The organism is Cytobacillus sp. (genome assembly GCF_032154635.1).
GTDB lineage: Bacteria > Bacillota > Bacilli > Bacillales > Cytobacillaceae > Cytobacillus.
This window is the reverse complement of sequence record NZ_JALDXW010000009.1, coordinates 91,271-108,624: the sequence shown is the minus strand read 5'-3', so window position 1 is coordinate 108,624 and position 17,354 is coordinate 91,271. Positions and strand designations below refer to the sequence as shown.

Sequence of the window (17,354 nt, the reverse complement as noted above, 5' to 3'; positions counted from 1 at the left end):
CATCATGGATCTTGAAAATATAATGGACATTAATTTAGAGCAGCAGAAACTTATTTCTAGCCCGATAAGGGTGAAAATTATTTATTTATTAGATACTAAGGCGATGACAGCCAAACAGGTGGCAGATGAAATGGGGAAGACAGCTGGAAGTGTTCATTATCATATCCAGCAGCTATTTAATGGGGGGATATTAGAAATTGAGGAAACGAAGGAAAACAAAGGAATTATTGAAAAGTATTATCGTTCGAAAGCGACACAGTTTAGATTAAGAGATGAAAATACACCCAATCAAGAAAAGAAACGATCACGGCGCTGCAGTCTGTCATTAACAGATGATGAATTGAAGGAATTTGAAACAGAATTTGATAATCTTTTATTGAAATATGTAAAGAGAACAGTTAAAGAAGATACCACTCGTACGTCTTATCATGTTTCCCTGCAGTTTGATAAGCTTCATAAAGAGGAGGAAGAATAGATGCCGATTGCAGTAAAGAGGAACATGATTTTGTTTCTGATTGGAAAAATGACTGCTGTTCTTGGCGCATCTATATATGGCTTTGCGATAGGGTTATATATTTTAGCTGAAACAGGCTCAAGTCTTAATTTTGCTGTTACTTTAATCTTAAGTATCTTGCCTAGAATTTTGCTTTCACCGATTGCGGGTACTCTTAGTGATCGGTGGGATAGGAAGAAAATGATTATTACATCAGACTTTGCTTGCGCGATTTGGTTAATTATTGTTTTATTATTATTTACCTACGTTTATCCAGAAATTTGGCTTCTATACACAGCAACAGCAGTTTTAAGCATCTTCAATACTTTTTATTCTTCAGCGGTCACATCATCCATCTATAACATGGTCGGCCCGGATTTTCTGCAAAAAGCGATGTCACTGAATCAGGCGGCTGCTTCACTTTCAACCATATTAGGCCCTGTTCTTGGCGGCATGTTTTTCGGCCTTTTTCAAATAACAACCTTCATGATCATCAACATCATCGCATTTACGATTTCAGGATTTGCCAGCATTTTTATCCAGTATGATTTATTCGCTGAAAAAAAGGTAAAAGAAAAAGAGAGCACCATATTTACAGATTTAAAATCAGGTTTTTCCTTCGTTAAAAATCAGGTCTTTATTAAGAATTTAATTTTTTTAAGTGTCTTTCTCAATTTTTGGTTTGCTGTATTTCCTGTTGCACTGCCATATTTAGTCCTAACCATCAGGAAAATGGAACCAGCACAATTAGGAATTATTGAAGGAACCTTCTCCGTCGGTATGATGCTAATGGCAATCGTGCTATCAGCAAAAACTGAAATAAAAAGAAAAGATCTAAGTATCTTCGGCGGCTTAATAGCTATGTCTACTGTCCTCATTTTGCTAGGACTGCCGAATTTTCCAGGGATGATGAGTGTTTCAAATGCTGTTTTCTTTCCTTATTTAATTTTTATGGTCCTATTGCTTTCATCGTTCATAATGATTATAAATATGCCAATCATGGTCCTTTTGCAGAAGAGTACCCCAGATGAGTATCGAGGGAGAGTGATGTCCTTATTGGAAACAGGAGCAAGTGCAATGGCACCGCTAGGTTATATTATATTTGGTTTCCTCCTCGAAAAAATGCCAGTTTGGATATTGATGTCCATTTGTGGATTGAACATCATTTTATTAATCCTCTATCATATTAAAAGGAGAGTACTAGTTGAAGCCTTACGGGAGGCAGACAGACCAAAAGCAATTACGGCAGAAATATAAGAAAAATCGACAGGCATTTAGCACCTGTCGATTTTACTCTGCATGTTCTGACTGATCAGTAAAAACAGCTTGCAGCAAGTATAAGATCATCCAAATGGTAATAACAAGGAATCCCCAGCCTAATGCTTTTTGTTGGGTCTCTAAATAGTTATTGCAAATTTGAATTGGTGAATCGATATATAGCCATGCCATTAAAGCAAACATAGATAAATAATTTAAGAAGATAAAGCCTTTACCTAACGTTTGCATCTTTTTCCAGCTGTCTCTCAAAAATAATCCTACTAATGGAAGGCTAATAAACTTAAATAGTTCGATATAGTAAATGGTTACTGCTTCATCCAAAGCACGCGGCAGCATCCAATACATTGTAATAAAGACAATTAGGATCATACCAGGGACGCCATCTGTATTCCATGCTGTGAAAAAAGAATTAAATTTCTTTATTAGCCAATCACCCACGAGCCAGCCTGCAAGAATAAGAAGTGGGAGTTGGACAAGCATATGGAGCAGCATGATCGACTCTGTAAAGACTTTAACATGAGGAATGACTAATATCCAGTACAAGATAATACCTAATCCTGCTTGTTTCATAAGTTACTCCCCCGTATCATTCTTAAGTGTCGTTATTACAGTATTTGCTGCTTCATCAATTTTTGTAAAATCCATTACTTCAGCCAAATAGCCTTTTCTGTCGACTAAATAAAAGGCCTGAAGCAGTTTATAGGTCCGGGCACTTTCAGCTGTAAATGCCCGAAACCCATCTGTACCAGCATAAAATATTACAAAGCCTAATAGAACAGTCAAAAAAATTGCTATTGATTTACGCCAATTTTTGCTCATTTATATCGCTTCCTGTAGTCCTTCTAACCTTTACGTAGCGAATAAAATGGATAATAAAGATGGTAACTGCCAGAACAGCCAAAACACCCCCAATTGCGCCAAATACTGCAGGAGCCATCCATTCAGGAAAATGGGTTGCCCATCTTCTCGGTGTGCTGATTGCGCCAGATAGTAAGAAGCCAACACTTACACTGATAATTCCGAGCGTATAGCTGATAAAGCCAATCTTATCCAAACCATTTGTTTGTAAGCCGCTATCAACTTTTGACAGGTAATAAATGAATCCAAAGATCATGACGACAGCACCAAGTCCCATATACATGTGGAAGTGGCCAGGTACCCACTTCGTATTATGCATCACATGATTGACTACAATTGTTGCATCGACGATGGCGGGAACGACACCTACAACCCATCCAAACATGGACATAAAGATTAAGCCAGATGCCATGTCCCATTGTATGCCTGATTTATAAATGATCATTAATGCGCCATAAGCTGTAATAACAAGAACTGGCAAGCCGTTTGCATAGGATAATACTTGTCCCATGATGAGCATCCATTTTGGCATCACCGAATCCATTAGCATATGGTGAGTATAGATCACTAAAGTAAATGCTGTTGACATCGTCCATGCAATTAGGAATGGACGATTCGATTTCCATGGACGATTTGTGTAGCGCGGCAGAATTTCATAAACCGCGATTACACCCATATAAATAATCGAGTTAGCAAAAATATGACCGAAAGCATAGGTTAAATTTTTTGCTAATAGCGGATCAAATGTAAAAGCTGGGTTCACAACATTAATAATATTCATAATCAAAACCGTTGCTCCAGCAGTTAATGCTGTGACATTAACTATTGTTACCATCGTACTTGCAACAACTGTTGGTGATGGTGCGTCTTTTTCTGCTCTTTTACCAGAAATCACATCCCATCCTAATCCTTTTCCTAAACTTCCATGTTTTTTAATAATCGCTCTGCCTGTATCAATATAGAGAAGTAAGAAACCAACACCAAGAATGAGCATCCCTGCAAGATATAAAAGAGCGCCAGTAACACCCCAGGCTCCTCCAGACAATGCTGGAAGCGGATACAGGAATGTCCAGGCACTTGCGTATTTAAATGAAAATACCCCAATGATAACCATAACTACGCCAATTAGAGATAAAATAAGATTTAATTTGAAAACTTTTTTAGATAACTCAACATAGTTTGATAGGAAATACCACATAACTGCTGAAGCTGCTAATGCTGCCCCGCCAACCATACCAGTTCCATGAATGGTTAAGAATTGATAAAATGCTGCAGGAGGAAGATCCAGCACACCGCCTTGAGCCAAAAGCATTAAAATCCCAAAAATCATCATCGCAGCAATCACTATTCCACCTATGATTAAATAAGTTGCTATCAGATTATTTTTTGCTTTCCATTCACCTTTATTTATAGCTGTAACCATTGTTCAACACCTCCATCTTTTTATTCAGTCACTATGATTTTGCTGATCATTAAATGGTGGGCTAATCCGCAATATTCAAGACAAAGAACTTCATACGTACCAGGTTTATCAAAAGTAATATAAACTTTGTTTGTGTATTCTGGCATCGCTTGTGTTTGAGCGAGTAAGTTCAACTCTGAATCATAAATACCAAACCCATGAGTGACATCTGTGCTTGTGACATGAAATTCGATCGGTTCGCCCACTTTAAATTCCGTTTCATTCATTTTCCAGCCAAATTGAATTGCTTCGACATCAACAAGTGTCGGATCATTACCTGCACTATATGCAGGCTGATTATAAGGCAATTCACGAAGGGTATAAATTGTGATGACTAGCATAACTACAACTAATGTTGCCCCATAAAAAGTTCGTGCCTTATACCACTTCTTTTTAATAGGCTCATAATCACGTTTTTCTTTTGATTTGAAGGCAACAAAACCAAAAACGGCAGCGATCATGAGCATAAAAATTAAACTAACCATCCATGCAACGGTTTGAACCATATCTAAAACCTCCCCCAATATACCAACTTTATTAAATATAAAAAGTACCATATCCCCATTTATGGCCATCTAAGAATACAAAATTTAGACACAATTAAGCGTGACCCTAGTCACAGAATAGCCATAATTTAATTTATTTTATTTTGTATCGTTTTAACCTTAAAAACAGTGGGGGTAAGTTTTTAATCCTATTTTTTTAAAAGGAAGCTGATATGGTATAATTATCATTATGAATATTCTGTAACTTAAGGGAGAGGAGGAAATCTTTGCGCAGTTTTAATAAAATATATTTTCCTTTACTCACTTATTGTGTGCTTCTATTTGTTCATTTGTTTTTTACAATGAAAACTGAATATAATCTGACAGGCTATAGTTATTATGTGGACAATTATTCAAATATCGTGATTTTTGAAGTGGGAGTATGGGAGAAGGAAAGCTATCCTATTGAGGTTGCAGAGGACAATGCAGTTCACGTTTTGCAGGCAGTATTGCCGATTAGCCAAGCAAATAATTTATGGAAGGTGAATCTTTTTCTAATTTCACTATTTGTTGCAGGATTTTTTGTTTTGTTTAATAAACTTTTGATGTCGAAAAAATTATTAAAATGGTATGCTGCGATTTATTTTCTCTGTCTTATTGTCTTTATCGTTTGGGATTGTATCTCATACAAAGAAATAATGAATGATATTGCCCAGTATACAACTAAGTTACTAGGGGATAAATGTAAAATGCAGATCACTTTATTGACCTGCATTTTTTTATTATAAATTATTTATCTTTACTTGGTATCGCACAATTTCCGTCTACACAGCTTGCATCCTCTGCCCTTGCACCTGATAGGTCTTGGAATTTAGGTGCTGCAGCTGATTCTTCTTCCCAGACTTTTCGCAGTGCATTAGCAAAGGTTTCAGGTGGCTGTGCGCCTGAAATCGCATACTTCTGATTGATAATAAAATATGGAACTCCACTAATGCCATATTGCTGGGCAATCGCTTCATCAATGCGAACATCATTAGCAAAAGCATTTGTATCTTGAAGTGTGTTTAAAGCAGCTTGACGATCTAAACCAGCATCTTCTGCAATATCTGCCAATGTATGATGATCGCTAATTTCCTTTGATTCTGTGAAATAAGCATGAAGAAGCTTTTCTGAAAGAATAGCCTCTTTGCCGTTTGCTTTTGCAAACTTTGCTAAGCGGTGTGCATCAAAGGTATTTGTTGGCTTCATATCATTAAAGTTAAATGTTAAGCCAACACTTGCTGCATGCTGCCCAATTCCTTCATTCGTCTTCTTCGCTTGTTCCACACTCATCCCATACTTCGCAGCAAGTGCCTCGTGAATATTTTTGCCGCTGTACTTAGGAGAATTAGGATCAAGCTCAAAGCTTTTGAATTCAACTTCAACTTGATCTTTATAAGGAAATTGAGCGAGTGCGTTTTCTAATCTGCGCTTCCCAATATAACAAAACGGGCAAACATAATCTGACCAAACCTCTATTTTCATATGACCCCTTCTTTCATCATCTGTTCACTTAATAGTAGCATACCCAAAGTTAAATCAAATGAAAAATGCTTACAGTGAAAAATACATTTTAAGAAGAAGTAAAAAAAGTAAACAACATGAACGGTTTGGCTCAATATACTAATTGTACCAGTAGGTAATTTACTGAATTTGCAGGACATCTTTAGCTGCTAATCCTATCCAATCAAATCATAATGTGGTGATATCAGGTGAAAACTGATCAAAATCATACGTATTTGTTTCAAAACTTACAAGAGAGGTATTTGACATTTGAACATGTCTTTGATCGAATACTTAAGTTCATGAACAGAAATCCCCGGGGAAATTACCGGTTAATGGTTGGAACAGATTCTCAAGTTCATTGTAATCGCACAGTTTTTATTACAGGGATTGTTATTCAAAATGAAGGGAAGGGAGCGTGGGCCTGTATACGGAAAAATATCATTCCACGGAAAATGCTTCATTTACATGAACGTATTTCTTATGAAACTTCATTAACAGAAGAGGTTGTCTCATTGTTTACGACAGAGCGAAAAAACGAGATGATAAATATTGTGCTCCCATATATTTATCAAGGTGCAACATTTACGATGGAAGGACATTTAGATATCGGCGCAGGAAAAAGAAATAAGACAAGGGAGTTTGTAAATGAGATGGTGACAAGAATAGAGTCAATCGGAGTAGAACCGAAAATTAAACCGGATGCGTTTGTAGCATCCAGTTACGCAAACCGATATACAAAATAAGGTGAGTAAGCAGCAAAAAGCACAATGAAAAGTTTTTCATTGTGCTAGCAGGCTTTATTTTTTTGCTTGAATCAGGTACGTTTCTTGAATTTTGTCTGCGACAGCTGCTGTTAAATCGGTTGTCGTTTCGGGGAGTGATGACTGTAAAATAGCATTTGCCATTTTCGCCATCATTCCTTCTGCCTTGATATCAAGATGCCCAGTCATGAGACTTTTCTGTTGATTAATCGCTTCAACAGTGAAAAAACCACGTCCTGAAAACTTTTCATTTAATCCAGTCAAGTCAAAGGTTACCTTTGAAGGCTCTTGCCAACTAGTTATATCAACTTTTAATTCAATTTTCTTTTTCATAATTCCGATATCGCTCTTAAAGCTCCAAGTGGATTCTTTTTCACTTAAAATATGATGATCAATGTAACCTGGTACAAGTGGTGCCCAATGATCAATGTCACTAACGAATTCCCAAACATACTGTACCGGTACATTTACTACTACTTGATGGCTAAAACTTGTCATTCATTCCCGCTCCTTTTGAACATTTTCTTGAGATGCTTTCCATGAAAATCTATTCTTAATTCTGCGGGAGTATTCCATTTTCAAGTGGAGGGAAATTCCGATTATTAGTTGCGAACAATAATATATATCAAGTAGCCTATATATGCGGCAGCGAGTATGATTCCTTCAAACTTTCCAATTTTAAAATTAGTTCGCGAAAAGACTAATAGTAAAAGGGTTAAAACAATCATTAAAGTTATATCAATGGATATTTTAGGATCGGCACCAAGCGGTGAGATAGTTGCTGCGGCACCAAGAACGAATAAGATATTGAAAATATTACTTCCAACAATATTGCCAAGAGCGATTTCGCTTTCCTTCTTGATTGCCGCTGTGATAGCAGTGACTAGCTCAGGAAGGGAGGTTCCAACTGCAACAATGGTTAAACCGACTAGTGTTTTGCTCATTCCAAATGATAATGCGATTTCTGTGGCACTATCTACAACTAAATCTCCGCCAAAAATAATTGCCCCGAGTCCTAGGATAGTAAAGAGGATCTGCTTTCCCCATACGGCAGCAGTTGGTTGAGCCGTTTTCTCCTCCTTCGCATTGCTGCGGCCTTTTCTTGCCACTTCAAATAAATAGTATAAAAAAACAAAAAACAATAGTAATAATATTAATCCATCACTCCGTGTAACAACATGATGGCTGGCAGACTCTAATACTTTGTCACTAATAAAAATCATAAGGGCAACACTTGCTAGCAATGTAAATGGTATTTCTTTGCGAATGGTTTCATTTTCGACTTGCAGTGGATGGATGATGGCAGTTAAACCAACAACAAGTGTGATATTAAAGATATTGCTACCAACGACATTTCCTATTGCAACATCAGCGTTTCCACCCAATGCTGCAAGGATACTAACAGTTGCCTCAGGTGAACTTGTACCAAAGGCTACGATCGTTAAACCGATTAATAATCGAGAAATATGAAGATAGGAGGCAATCTTAGATGCTCCATCAACAAAAAAATTAGCGCCAATTATTAATAAGACGAATCCAATCATTAAAAGAATAATGGACATTAGTGATACAGCACCTCACAAAAAGTTTATTTTATCTTTTATTCTCCACTGTTTTTTTGCAAATCTTCATACCATTTAATCGTTTGTTCTGAATCCTTATCATTAATAAATATTTTCCTGTTATTCATTTCGATGTAAATACATGGAGAAGAGCCTTTCTGAATAAATAGCAAACTTTTTCCATAATCCTTTACTTTAAAATGTCCTATAGATCGTGTAGGCAGCCCAATACCATTTGTTCTTGTCAAAACCTCGGGCATATCATCTAATAATTCAATTCGTTTAATCTCTTTGAGATCCCATTCATCCCCATACATACCTGTAATTTCAAAGCGATTATTTTTAAGAATTAGTTCATAACCTTGATAGCTTGAAATAGTTAGAGCAGATATTGATCCTATAATGACAACAAAAAGAATAATACTTATTGTAAAACTTCGTTTTCGTTTACTTGGAATTTCAAATTTAGATAAATATACGAGTCCCCCTAGTAAATAAAAGAGCATAAATCCGTATTGAAGTTCAACTGCATATTTAAATGATGTGAAAAGAAGCGGCAGTAAAATAAGCATTCCGATACCTGCTGACATTAGCAGTATCCCTGTTTTTTGCGGAGATCCGTTGGCAATTAGCTGCTCCTTCTCATGTTCGGCCCGAGAGGCAAATCCAGAGATGAGCCAATAGGCTTTTTTATAACGAATCGCCCAACCTAAAAGAATGAAAAGAACGGAAATAATGATTTGCATACTAATAAGTCCTAACATATAAAAAAACGCCCTTTAACGAATAGTCTATACATTTAATTATATTTGATAAGCAATCATCTTAGTAAGAGTGAATGGGTGAAATGGTAGATAAAAAAATACAGGCAAAAGGAATATCGCAATAGATTCTATTCGAACTGGTTAACCCATAAAATCCCATAAAATTATGCAATTGGGCATACACCCCATAAATAAAAAAGTTCTTTCTACCTATTCAGAAAATACTGAAAATTAATTAATATTTAGGTTGTACTAATAATTATTCTAAAGGGGTGTTGCAATTGTTAAAGGTCCTTTCTAGTTCTGCATTAGCGTTAGCTTTAACAGGCAGTACGATTTTTGCTGGTGTTTATTCGGCAGATTCTTCTGTTAAAGAAAAGGGTAGTACATATGATATTAGTTTAGCTCACCATGTTGGAGTATCACCAGAACTGGCTGAGCAAGCTAAACGGCTAGGAGTTGATCTTTCAAAAGTAGACCCTGCCGAAAAAGTAGCCAGCCATGGAAAAAAGTTTAAACAGGCTGGCGATAACCATGTTGCGTATAAAAAAGCACAAGGTGACGTCCCTGTTCTCGTTATTTTAGCTAAGTATAAGGAAGGGGATGAGCCAATAGGCGATATGGAGGGGCAAGTTCCTGCCCATTATTACGAAGATTTAATTTTCGGTACGGAGTATAATCCGTATGAGTTAGATGAATTTAAGCAATATGCTGAGTATAACGGGGTTAAGGCTCCGACAGATCGTACCATGCAGAATGCATACAAAGAATCGAGCAATGGCCAGATCAATCTCGTACGAAAGGAAAATACAGAATTCGTTTGGGTAGAACTTCCTCATGGTGCTTCCTACTACTTGGATCAAGAGGGGAAATATGCGGAAAATGGCAAGTATGTAAATGGAAACGTAAATGGTGATGCTCACACAGGTGAATTTATTCGAGATTTGTTAAAAGCTGCTGATGATCAAGTAGATTTTTCTAAGTATGCAGAGAATGGGGAAGTTCCAAATGTTTTCGTTGTACATGAAGGAACAGGGGCAGAATTCAGCCGTGACCCAGCTCAATTCTGGTCACATAAATGGAATATATTGAGTGCTTTATACTATGGAAAATACTATGAGACTGGTAAAACAGCACCAGAATATTTAGGTATGAGTGAAGAAGAGTGGATTAACAAAACGATTGCTGAAGAGATGACTTATGATGGAGTAGTAGTGAATAACTACAATATCCAGCCTGGGATTGGAGGGAACGTAGCTGGTTATGATGCTGCCACAGATTCCTATAATGAAGCCTTAAAAACAGGGCCATTCCCAGCACAGACAGGTGTCTATGCTCATGAATTCGGACATGCCCTAGGACTGCCTGATTTTTACGATACAGCTTACAGTTCAGAAGGTGTTGGGAACTATTCAATGATGGCAGGCGGTTCATGGATGCGTTATCCGGATCATGCGGCTTATTCTGGAAATTCACCCACACATTTCGATCCATTCTCAAAGATTTTCTTAGGATGGGTAGAGCCAATAGAAGTTACACAGGAAGATGGAGTACAGACCATTACGCTTCCGCCTATTAATCAAGCAAATAGCCAAAATGGCATTGTGAAAATGGAAGTGCCTGGATCAAATGGAACAGAATATTTCTTATTCGAAAATATTCAGCAAGACGGATTTAATAAAGGGCTGATTCGTCAAGGAAAGGACGCACACGGATTAGTTGCTTGGCATGTCGATGAAAATATAATCAACCTTTATCAAACAGCAGGCTTCCGTCCAAACAATGTGGAAAATTGGCAAAACAAGCGCTTTCAATATAATCAAACAGAAACGGCAGCAGATGGAACAGTCGTTACTCATTATGGATTATCCGTTCTTCAGGCGGACGGCAAGTACGACCTTGAGAAAAATGTGAATCGTGGAGATGCAGGAGATTTCTTCAAAACTGGCAGTAAGTTGACACCTGTTTCTGGAAAAGTTCATACTGGTTCTTATTACTTCTGGAAAGGCCAAAACTCAACACCTGCTGACTCTGGCATCCATGTAACAGACATTGTTGAAAATAAGGACGGATCAATTACAGCAAAATTCTATTATCAATCTAATCAAGGGAATGGAAAAGGAAATAAATAAATCATCTGAGCAAAAGGCCTGATCTCCAAAAGGGATCAGGCTTTATTGTGGAGGAGGAATGACTGCAGGAATACCTTGACCAGAGCCATTATAATATTGAGGAACTTTTCCAGGATGAAATAAATCACCAATGCGCACTTGATTAGAAACTTCAATCGGACTTTCGATAAGGGGAATAATGACATTCATATGGACCTTTACATTGATATAGACTTCCAGAAATGTATTGTTTATACCTGATTCAGCGATTTTTGCCTCTACGTCAGATGTTACATCTCCAATAATTTCTAATCGTACCGGGATCTTGGGGCCTAGGTTGGAAAGCAGGGTCATTTTTGTGGCCATGCCAAGAGGGATATAATAAACGATCCCAGTTTCTTTTTTTGTCTTGTTAACATCAATTTCAATATCGTTTTTAAAGTTTTCTAACTGTTCAAGATCTCCGGCCTCTACTAAGTTTAAATACTTTTGAACTCTTTTCTGAGATTCGGAGATGGCTTTATTATAAATTTGTGGGTTAAAGCTATAGCTCGGTTCCCCTGCATTTTCATGTTTAACAATTAATTCATTAATATCAATGCTTTCGGAAATATCCTTGTCAATGGCATCATTAATTGCCTGTGCAGCAAATTGACGGGCCCTAGATTCTGCAATGCCAATTAAGGTTGGTTCAATATTCTTATTAATAATAATTAAACTTCCAAATGTCATTAAGAGAAAAATGATAAATGAAATAAATAAAACATATTTAAATGGCAAGGGGCCTTTAAATCTGCGTCTCTTTCGTGTTTTTACTTTTCTAAGCAAAGAATAACCTCCCATTTCAAGTGATGTAATCACTCATTTCTTTTTAGCCATTATATTGAATATGAATGTATTTATGTCCATCGGGTCATTTGTACAAATATATGTCCATAACGTAAAAATAAACATAAGCTTTTTGTCTCTTTTTGCAAAATGGGCAATATAAAAAAGAAAATTTAGTGATTTGCATTCCTTTCCTATATTTGGTATTATCTAGAGAATTATTTTTGTTCGGTATGAAAGGAAAGAATAAGTTTGATACTTTTCGCCTGAATATGACTTTGAGCAAGAATAGTAAAAACAAAATGTGTTTCAATACACAAGGAGGAAACAGTAATGGCATCAGGTAAAGTAAAATGGTTTAACGCAGAAAAAGGATTTGGATTCATCGAAACTTCAGAAGGTCAAGATGTCTTTGTTCATTTTTCAGCGATTCAAGGGGAAGGCTTTAAATCACTTGATGAAGGGCAAGAGGTTACTTTTGATATCGAAGAAGGTGCCCGTGGTCCACAAGCGGCTAATGTCGTAAAACAATAAGAGAAACAAAAAAACCAGATTCCAAAAAAAATTAGGAATCTGGTTTTTTGTCAATTATATTGTTCCTATTGAGCTTTTAGGTGTTTCCATTAAGTCTTTTTCAGTTAGCAATTCCTTTAAATAGCCATTTAAAAATAATCCATATGGATCCAGTTCATTTCTAATAGTCAAAAAATCTGCAAACATAGGATAAAGACTATACAGGTCAATATGGCTGCGATTATGCATTTTTCCCCAATGCGGCCTGCCATCGTATTTTTTCATTATTTGCTCCATATCATGAAAATATTCTTCATATGGCATGCCCTTATACATATGGAAAGCAATATAGGCAGAATCTCTTTTATAGGATGGACTTAGCCATAAATCATCAGCTTTAACCATGCGGCATTCAATTGGAAAATGTACCTTGTGTTTATTCTCTTCGATGCATTTACGAATTTCTTGGATAGCTGGCAGCAGCTGTGATAGCGGGATACAATATTCAATTTCTCTGAATTTAACGATTCGTGGTGTTGCAAACAGTTGATAACTATGTGCTGAGATAGAGGTGCGCCCAACACTTTTTGAAGAAAGTCTGCTGATAAAACGACATGTGTTCGGAAACAATCGGCAAACCTCTGAAAGAATGAAGAATAAATAATTTTCCAGCAGAAGATTTTTAAAATGGTGAAGACGCAGTCTTTTCGGTTTTTGATCAGAAACATTCATTGTTTTTATCTGAACTGTATCGGAATAGGGGAAAAGATAAAATTCAAAGTGACGATTTGATTCTATTAATTGGGTAAGATTCTTCTTGAGGATTGAAAACTCTATTTGATCACTTTTATATTCGTAAATAGGGCATTTGATTATTTTTAAGGTGACTTTTACAATGATTCCTAACGTTCCTAACGATACAAGGCATGCATGAAAATATTGAGCATTTTCTGTCTTGGATATAGGAAGGATCTCGCCAGCTGCAGTAATTAGCCATACCTTCACTACTTGAGTAGAGATATTGCCAAATTGAAGCCCAGTTCCATGTGTTCCAGTAGAAATCGCGCCAGCAATGCTTTGGACATTAATGTCACCCAGATTTTCTTGGGAATACCCTTCTCTTCCAAGTTCTTCGCCTACATAATAAAGTCGTGTACCTCCAAAGATAGTAACAGTGTCATTTTCCTTATCGATCGATTCAATCCCTGATAAAGAATCAAGTGAAATAAGCCATTCGTCTGATTCAACAAGTCTTGTAAACGAATGACCAGCTCCGATAACCCGAATCGACTTTCCTTCTATTGCAGCTTCTTTGACAATGGTACGAACCTCATCAATAGAGGAGGGATAATAAATTTTTTCAGGATGGCTCTCAAATGTATGTGCCCAATTTTTCCATGTACGGCCTTGCTCTGTTTTCATAGAAAGCATGCTCCTTCCCCACGATAAGTATCAAAGCGGCAAACAATTTGCTGATTGGATATACAAATAATTTCCTTAAAACGCTCACATATCTCTCCTGCTTTTGCAGCCCGAAAGACGATTGCATCCCCTATTTTCAAAGTTGTGTCTTCAAAATATACTGGGGTTTGCACCTCTCCGGCACCTTCTAATGGTATGAGTTTTCCACCAATGGGATAGACCGGCTTTGGCACTTTGTCTTTTCCGGTTGCTCCTGATGCAATATATCCACCGCCAAGACATGTATATATATTGGGGGCTGGTTTTCTTACAATAGGCAAGGCAAAGAAGAGGGAAGGCTTATAGCTAAAGCTTTGATAGTAATCAAATAATAGCGGGGAATAAAAGCCGGATCCGACCGTTACTTCAGTTATGCAGTCCTCCAATGTAGTTGTATGCAGACTGCCTGTTCCGCCGCCATTAACAATTGACAGGCGGATGCCTTCATTCATTAGTTTTTTGATCGCCTTCGTTCTCCGTGCAGCAACTTCAGGGATTGATTTCTTTTTCAAATAAGAAATGAATGTGTTCTTTAGATACTGCGAAGGCATGAAGTCACCAACACCTGCTATTTGTGCCTCATATCCCATCATGCCTATAAGCTCAAGCTTGGTAGATTGTTTAATTTTTTTGGCAAGCTGTAAGACCGCTTCTTCATGATTTAGCGGGGATCGTCTGACGCCGAAGTGCAAATTGGCAAAAGTAGTACTCATGTCCACATCAATACACAGGTAGAATGTTCCTTCTGTCTTCAAAGCGATTCTTTGTAAATGATCGATGTGCTCATGAGAATCTACCATTAAAATAATTTTCTTTTCTGTTTGATTAATTTTAGCAATTTTAATAAGAGCATCCATGTCCCAGCAAGGGTAGCCGAGCAAAATATCATCAAATCCTTTTTCTGAAAGAAAAATGGATTCTTGCGGGGTAAAGGCCATCAATCCTTTGAATACTTGGTTTGACTGGAGTATTCTTCTTAGAAGAGAAACAGAGCGTATGGACTTAGTGGCAATTCGAATGGTTTTTCCATTTGCTTTTCCAGCAATATTCTTGCAGTTTTCATCAAATGCATCTAAGTCTAAAAGTAAGGCAGGCAGAGAAATTTCTTTAAGCAGCTCTTTTGAAAGCAAGGCAATCCCTCACATTTCGTCCTTAATTATGTAGCTTATTTTCATTATAATTGATAAGGTAATAAAAGTGTTGGATAATTATTAAAAAATTCAGTTTATTTGACAGGAGTATAGAAGGAAATCGTTCATTCATATGGTAAAATAATTTTGGGACATATTTAAAGATTTAAATTCGGTTGAGGAGTGATTGGATGAAAGCAATAATACATGAAGGAAAAGCAGGATTTAGCGGACTATCCTATGGAGAAATAGCTGAAAGGGAGCCCGGAGCGGGAGAAGTAAGCGTTCGGCTGAAAACAGCAGGTCTCAACCATCGCGACCTTTTTGTACTGAATCGCCATTTGCCATCTGATCCGCCTCTTATTATTGGGTCTGATGGTGCGGGAATTATTGATGCTGTAGGTGAAGGGGTACATACTGTTCAAGCTGGGGATGAAATAATCATTAATCCCGGACTTGGGTGGAATGAAAAAAGCGACGCACCACCAGCAGGCTTTGAGATCGTTGGGCTTCCGGATCATGGAACATTTGCTGAGAAGATTATCTTACCTGCAGCAAATACTGTTCCAAAGCCAGCGTATTTAACATGGGAGGAAGCAGGAGTTCTTTCTCTAGCAGCGCTTACAGCCTACCGTGCATTATTTACTCGAGGAAAAGTAACTTCCGGCATGAAGGTGTTTATTCCGGGAATTGGCAGTGGAGTCGCCACTTTTCTATTACAATTTGCAAAAGCTGCTGGTGCAGAAGTATATGTAAGCTCACGTTCAAAGAAAAAATGTGATCGCGCATTAGAACTCGGTGCATATAAAGCGATTGACAGCAATGAGGATTGGAGGAAGGCGTTACAAGGAGTTAAAATGGATTTGATCATCGAATCTGTCGGCGCTGCCACATTCAATAAGTCACTAGAACAACTTCGCAGCGGGGGAACAATCGTTATATTTGGTGCTTCAGCAGGAGACGATGTCACATTTAATCTGCGCACATTTTTTTATGCGCAGCAAAATCTTCTAGGATCCACCCTAGGAAGTGCTGAAGAATATAAAGAAATGCTCCAGTTTATGGAAATTCATCAGTTGAAGCCAGTTATTGATAAAGTTTTTGAATTAAGCGAATATGAACAGGCTTTTCAAAGATTAGAGGATGCTGAGCAAATGGGAAAAATAGGCTTTTTTATTCGCCCTGAAACGCTTTAAGTTCAATTCAATAAGAATTAGAATATAATAGAAGAGACAATATATAGTAAAAGGCAGGAAATCAAAATGATTGTAAAAACAGAAGAAGATTTAAATGGCTTAAAGGAGATTGGCAAAATTGTTGCGCTTATTAGGGATGAATTAATTGCCATGACAAAGCCAGGCATAACAACGAAGGAATTAGATGAATATGCTGGGGAGCTTTTTGAAAAGCATGGTGCATTATCTGGTCCGAAGGGAGAATATGATTTCCCAGGATATACATGTATAAGCGTGAATGAAGAGGTTGCCCATGGAATACCAGGAAAACGTGTCATTCAAGAAGGCGATCTCGTGAATATAGATGTTTCTGGATCAAAGAATGGGTATTTTGCCGATACAGGCTTATCCATTGTCGTTGGAGACGATCAACGTTTAGAGAAGCTTTGCGAAACAGCACAACTGGCGTTTGAAGAAGGGCTGAAAAAAATAAAGGCTGGTGCGAAGCTGAGCATGATTGGGAAAGTAGTCAACAGAACAGCCAATCAGCATGGCTATACGGTCATTAAAAACTTAACAGGCCACGGAATTGGGCGTTCCTTGCATGAAAAGCCTGATCATATTTTAAATTATTTTGAGCCATGGGATTCTCAATTATTAAAGGATGGAATGGTGCTAGCGTTTGAACCGTTCGTTTCAACTGGAGCGGAAGAAGTGATTGAGCTTGATGATGGCTGGACCTTTGTCACAAGAGACAAGAGCTATGTTGCACAATGTGAACATACATTAATTGTTACAAAAGGCGAACCGATTATTCTCACACGTTAATAATTAATATTTACGAAAGACTGCTTAGAGGCAGTCTTTTTTTTCGGCAACAGTAATGTAGAAGATGGATTTATTTTCAAACATTTCTAACAATATATTG

19 protein-coding genes are annotated in these 17,354 nt (G+C 37.3%); 8 read left to right on the top strand and 11 right to left on the bottom strand.

What is annotated here, in order from left to right; genetic code table 11:
* The first annotated feature begins 4 nt into the window (after window positions 1–4).
* Both RUH74_RS08825 and RUH74_RS08820 read left to right on the top strand, forming a co-directional pair.
* On the top strand, window positions 5–475 hold the full coding sequence (locus tag RUH74_RS08825) for an ArsR/SmtB family transcription factor (RefSeq protein ID WP_313799928.1): 471 nt from the start codon (window positions 5–7) through the stop codon (window positions 473–475).
* Window positions 476–1,750, top strand: coding sequence for an MFS transporter (locus RUH74_RS08820; RefSeq protein WP_313799927.1), 1,275 nt, complete (start codon window positions 476–478; stop codon window positions 1,748–1,750). It begins immediately after the preceding gene.
* Window positions 1,751–1,783: 33 nt separating this feature from the next.
* Here RUH74_RS08820 and RUH74_RS08815 read toward each other — a convergent pair whose 3' ends face one another.
* From RUH74_RS08815 to RUH74_RS08800, 4 genes are read right to left on the bottom strand one after another with little or no spacing between them, the layout of a single operon-like run.
* Window positions 1,784–2,341 (bottom strand): hypothetical protein, encoded by a 558-nt coding sequence (locus RUH74_RS08815; protein WP_313799926.1) that lies wholly within the window; start codon window positions 2,339–2,341, stop codon window positions 1,784–1,786.
* Between the two features lie 3 nt (window positions 2,342–2,344).
* Window positions 2,345–2,590, bottom strand: a complete 246-nt coding sequence (locus tag RUH74_RS08810; protein WP_313799925.1) for a hypothetical protein — start codon at window positions 2,588–2,590, stop codon at window positions 2,345–2,347.
* Window positions 2,571–4,052: a cbb3-type cytochrome c oxidase subunit I gene (locus tag RUH74_RS08805; protein ID WP_313799924.1), complete on the bottom strand. Its 1,482-nt coding sequence runs from the start codon at window positions 4,050–4,052 to the stop codon at window positions 2,571–2,573. The genes RUH74_RS08810 and RUH74_RS08805 overlap by 20 nt, the downstream gene beginning before the upstream one ends.
* Before the next feature lie 20 nt (window positions 4,053–4,072).
* Window positions 4,073–4,597 (bottom strand): cupredoxin domain-containing protein, encoded by a 525-nt coding sequence (locus RUH74_RS08800; protein ID WP_313799923.1) that lies wholly within the window; start codon window positions 4,595–4,597, stop codon window positions 4,073–4,075.
* Window positions 4,598–4,863: 266 nt separating this feature from the next.
* Here RUH74_RS08800 and RUH74_RS08795 point away from each other — a divergent pair, with 266 nt between their 5' ends.
* On the top strand, window positions 4,864–5,364 hold the full coding sequence (locus tag RUH74_RS08795; protein ID WP_313799922.1) for a hypothetical protein: 501 nt from the start codon (window positions 4,864–4,866) through the stop codon (window positions 5,362–5,364).
* 1 nt (window position 5,365) lies between these two features.
* Here the strand turns inward: RUH74_RS08795 and RUH74_RS08790 are convergent, their stop codons facing one another.
* Window positions 5,366–6,100, bottom strand: coding sequence for a DsbA family oxidoreductase (locus tag RUH74_RS08790; RefSeq protein WP_313799921.1), 735 nt, complete (start codon window positions 6,098–6,100; stop codon window positions 5,366–5,368).
* A 227-nt stretch (window positions 6,101–6,327) separates the two neighbouring features.
* On the opposite strand from RUH74_RS08790, the gene RUH74_RS08785 reads away from it, so the two are divergent.
* Window positions 6,328–6,864, top strand: coding sequence for a ribonuclease H-like YkuK family protein (locus RUH74_RS08785; protein WP_313799919.1), 537 nt, complete (start codon window positions 6,328–6,330; stop codon window positions 6,862–6,864).
* Window positions 6,865–6,918: 54 nt separating this feature from the next.
* Here the strand turns inward: RUH74_RS08785 and RUH74_RS08780 are convergent, their stop codons facing one another.
* From RUH74_RS08780 to RUH74_RS08770, 3 genes are all read right to left on the bottom strand, one after another.
* Complete coding sequence (locus tag RUH74_RS08780; protein WP_313799918.1) at window positions 6,919–7,380, bottom strand: SRPBCC family protein; 462 nt, start codon at window positions 7,378–7,380, stop codon at window positions 6,919–6,921.
* A 104-nt stretch (window positions 7,381–7,484) separates the two neighbouring features.
* Window positions 7,485–8,444 carry a calcium/sodium antiporter gene (locus RUH74_RS08775; protein WP_313799917.1) on the bottom strand — a complete coding sequence of 320 codons (960 nt, stop codon included), beginning with the start codon at window positions 8,442–8,444 and terminating at the stop codon, window positions 7,485–7,487.
* A gap of 38 nt (window positions 8,445–8,482) precedes the next feature.
* Window positions 8,483–9,208 carry a DUF3784 domain-containing protein gene (locus RUH74_RS08770; RefSeq protein ID WP_313799916.1) on the bottom strand — a complete coding sequence of 242 codons (726 nt, stop codon included), beginning with the start codon at window positions 9,206–9,208 and terminating at the stop codon, window positions 8,483–8,485.
* A gap of 281 nt (window positions 9,209–9,489) precedes the next feature.
* Between RUH74_RS08770 and RUH74_RS08765 the strand changes: the two genes are divergently transcribed.
* Window positions 9,490–11,340 (top strand): M6 family metalloprotease domain-containing protein, encoded by a 1,851-nt coding sequence (locus RUH74_RS08765; RefSeq protein WP_313799915.1) that lies wholly within the window; start codon window positions 9,490–9,492, stop codon window positions 11,338–11,340.
* A 42-nt stretch (window positions 11,341–11,382) separates the two neighbouring features.
* Here RUH74_RS08765 and yunB read toward each other — a convergent pair whose 3' ends face one another.
* Window positions 11,383–12,147 (bottom strand): sporulation protein YunB, encoded by a 765-nt coding sequence (gene yunB, locus RUH74_RS08760; protein ID WP_313799914.1) that lies wholly within the window; start codon window positions 12,145–12,147, stop codon window positions 11,383–11,385.
* A gap of 333 nt (window positions 12,148–12,480) precedes the next feature.
* Between yunB and RUH74_RS08755 the strand changes: the two genes are divergently transcribed.
* Entirely contained in the window at window positions 12,481–12,681 is a 201-nt protein-coding gene (locus RUH74_RS08755) for a cold-shock protein (protein WP_313799913.1), read from the top strand.
* Between the two features lie 54 nt (window positions 12,682–12,735).
* On the opposite strand, the gene RUH74_RS08750 is transcribed toward RUH74_RS08755, so the two are convergent.
* Both RUH74_RS08750 and RUH74_RS08745 read right to left on the bottom strand, forming a co-directional pair.
* The gene (locus tag RUH74_RS08750; RefSeq protein ID WP_313799912.1) at window positions 12,736–14,082 is read right to left on the bottom strand and encodes a D-arabinono-1,4-lactone oxidase; all 1,347 of its coding nucleotides are present in this window, start codon (window positions 14,080–14,082) and stop codon (window positions 12,736–12,738) included.
* Window positions 14,079–15,251, bottom strand: a complete 1,173-nt coding sequence (locus RUH74_RS08745; protein WP_313799911.1) for an alanine racemase — start codon at window positions 15,249–15,251, stop codon at window positions 14,079–14,081. The genes RUH74_RS08750 and RUH74_RS08745 overlap by 4 nt, the downstream gene beginning before the upstream one ends.
* A 191-nt stretch (window positions 15,252–15,442) precedes the next feature.
* Here RUH74_RS08745 and RUH74_RS08740 point away from each other — a divergent pair, with 191 nt between their 5' ends.
* Both RUH74_RS08740 and map read left to right on the top strand, forming a co-directional pair.
* Window positions 15,443–16,447 carry a zinc-binding dehydrogenase gene (locus tag RUH74_RS08740; RefSeq protein WP_313799910.1) on the top strand — a complete coding sequence of 335 codons (1,005 nt, stop codon included), beginning with the start codon at window positions 15,443–15,445 and terminating at the stop codon, window positions 16,445–16,447.
* 66 nt (window positions 16,448–16,513) lie between these two features.
* A complete protein-coding gene (gene map, locus RUH74_RS08735; protein WP_313799909.1) occupies window positions 16,514–17,254 on the top strand; it encodes a type I methionyl aminopeptidase in 741 nt (246 codons plus the stop codon).
* Window positions 17,255–17,354: the final 100 nt, after the last annotated feature.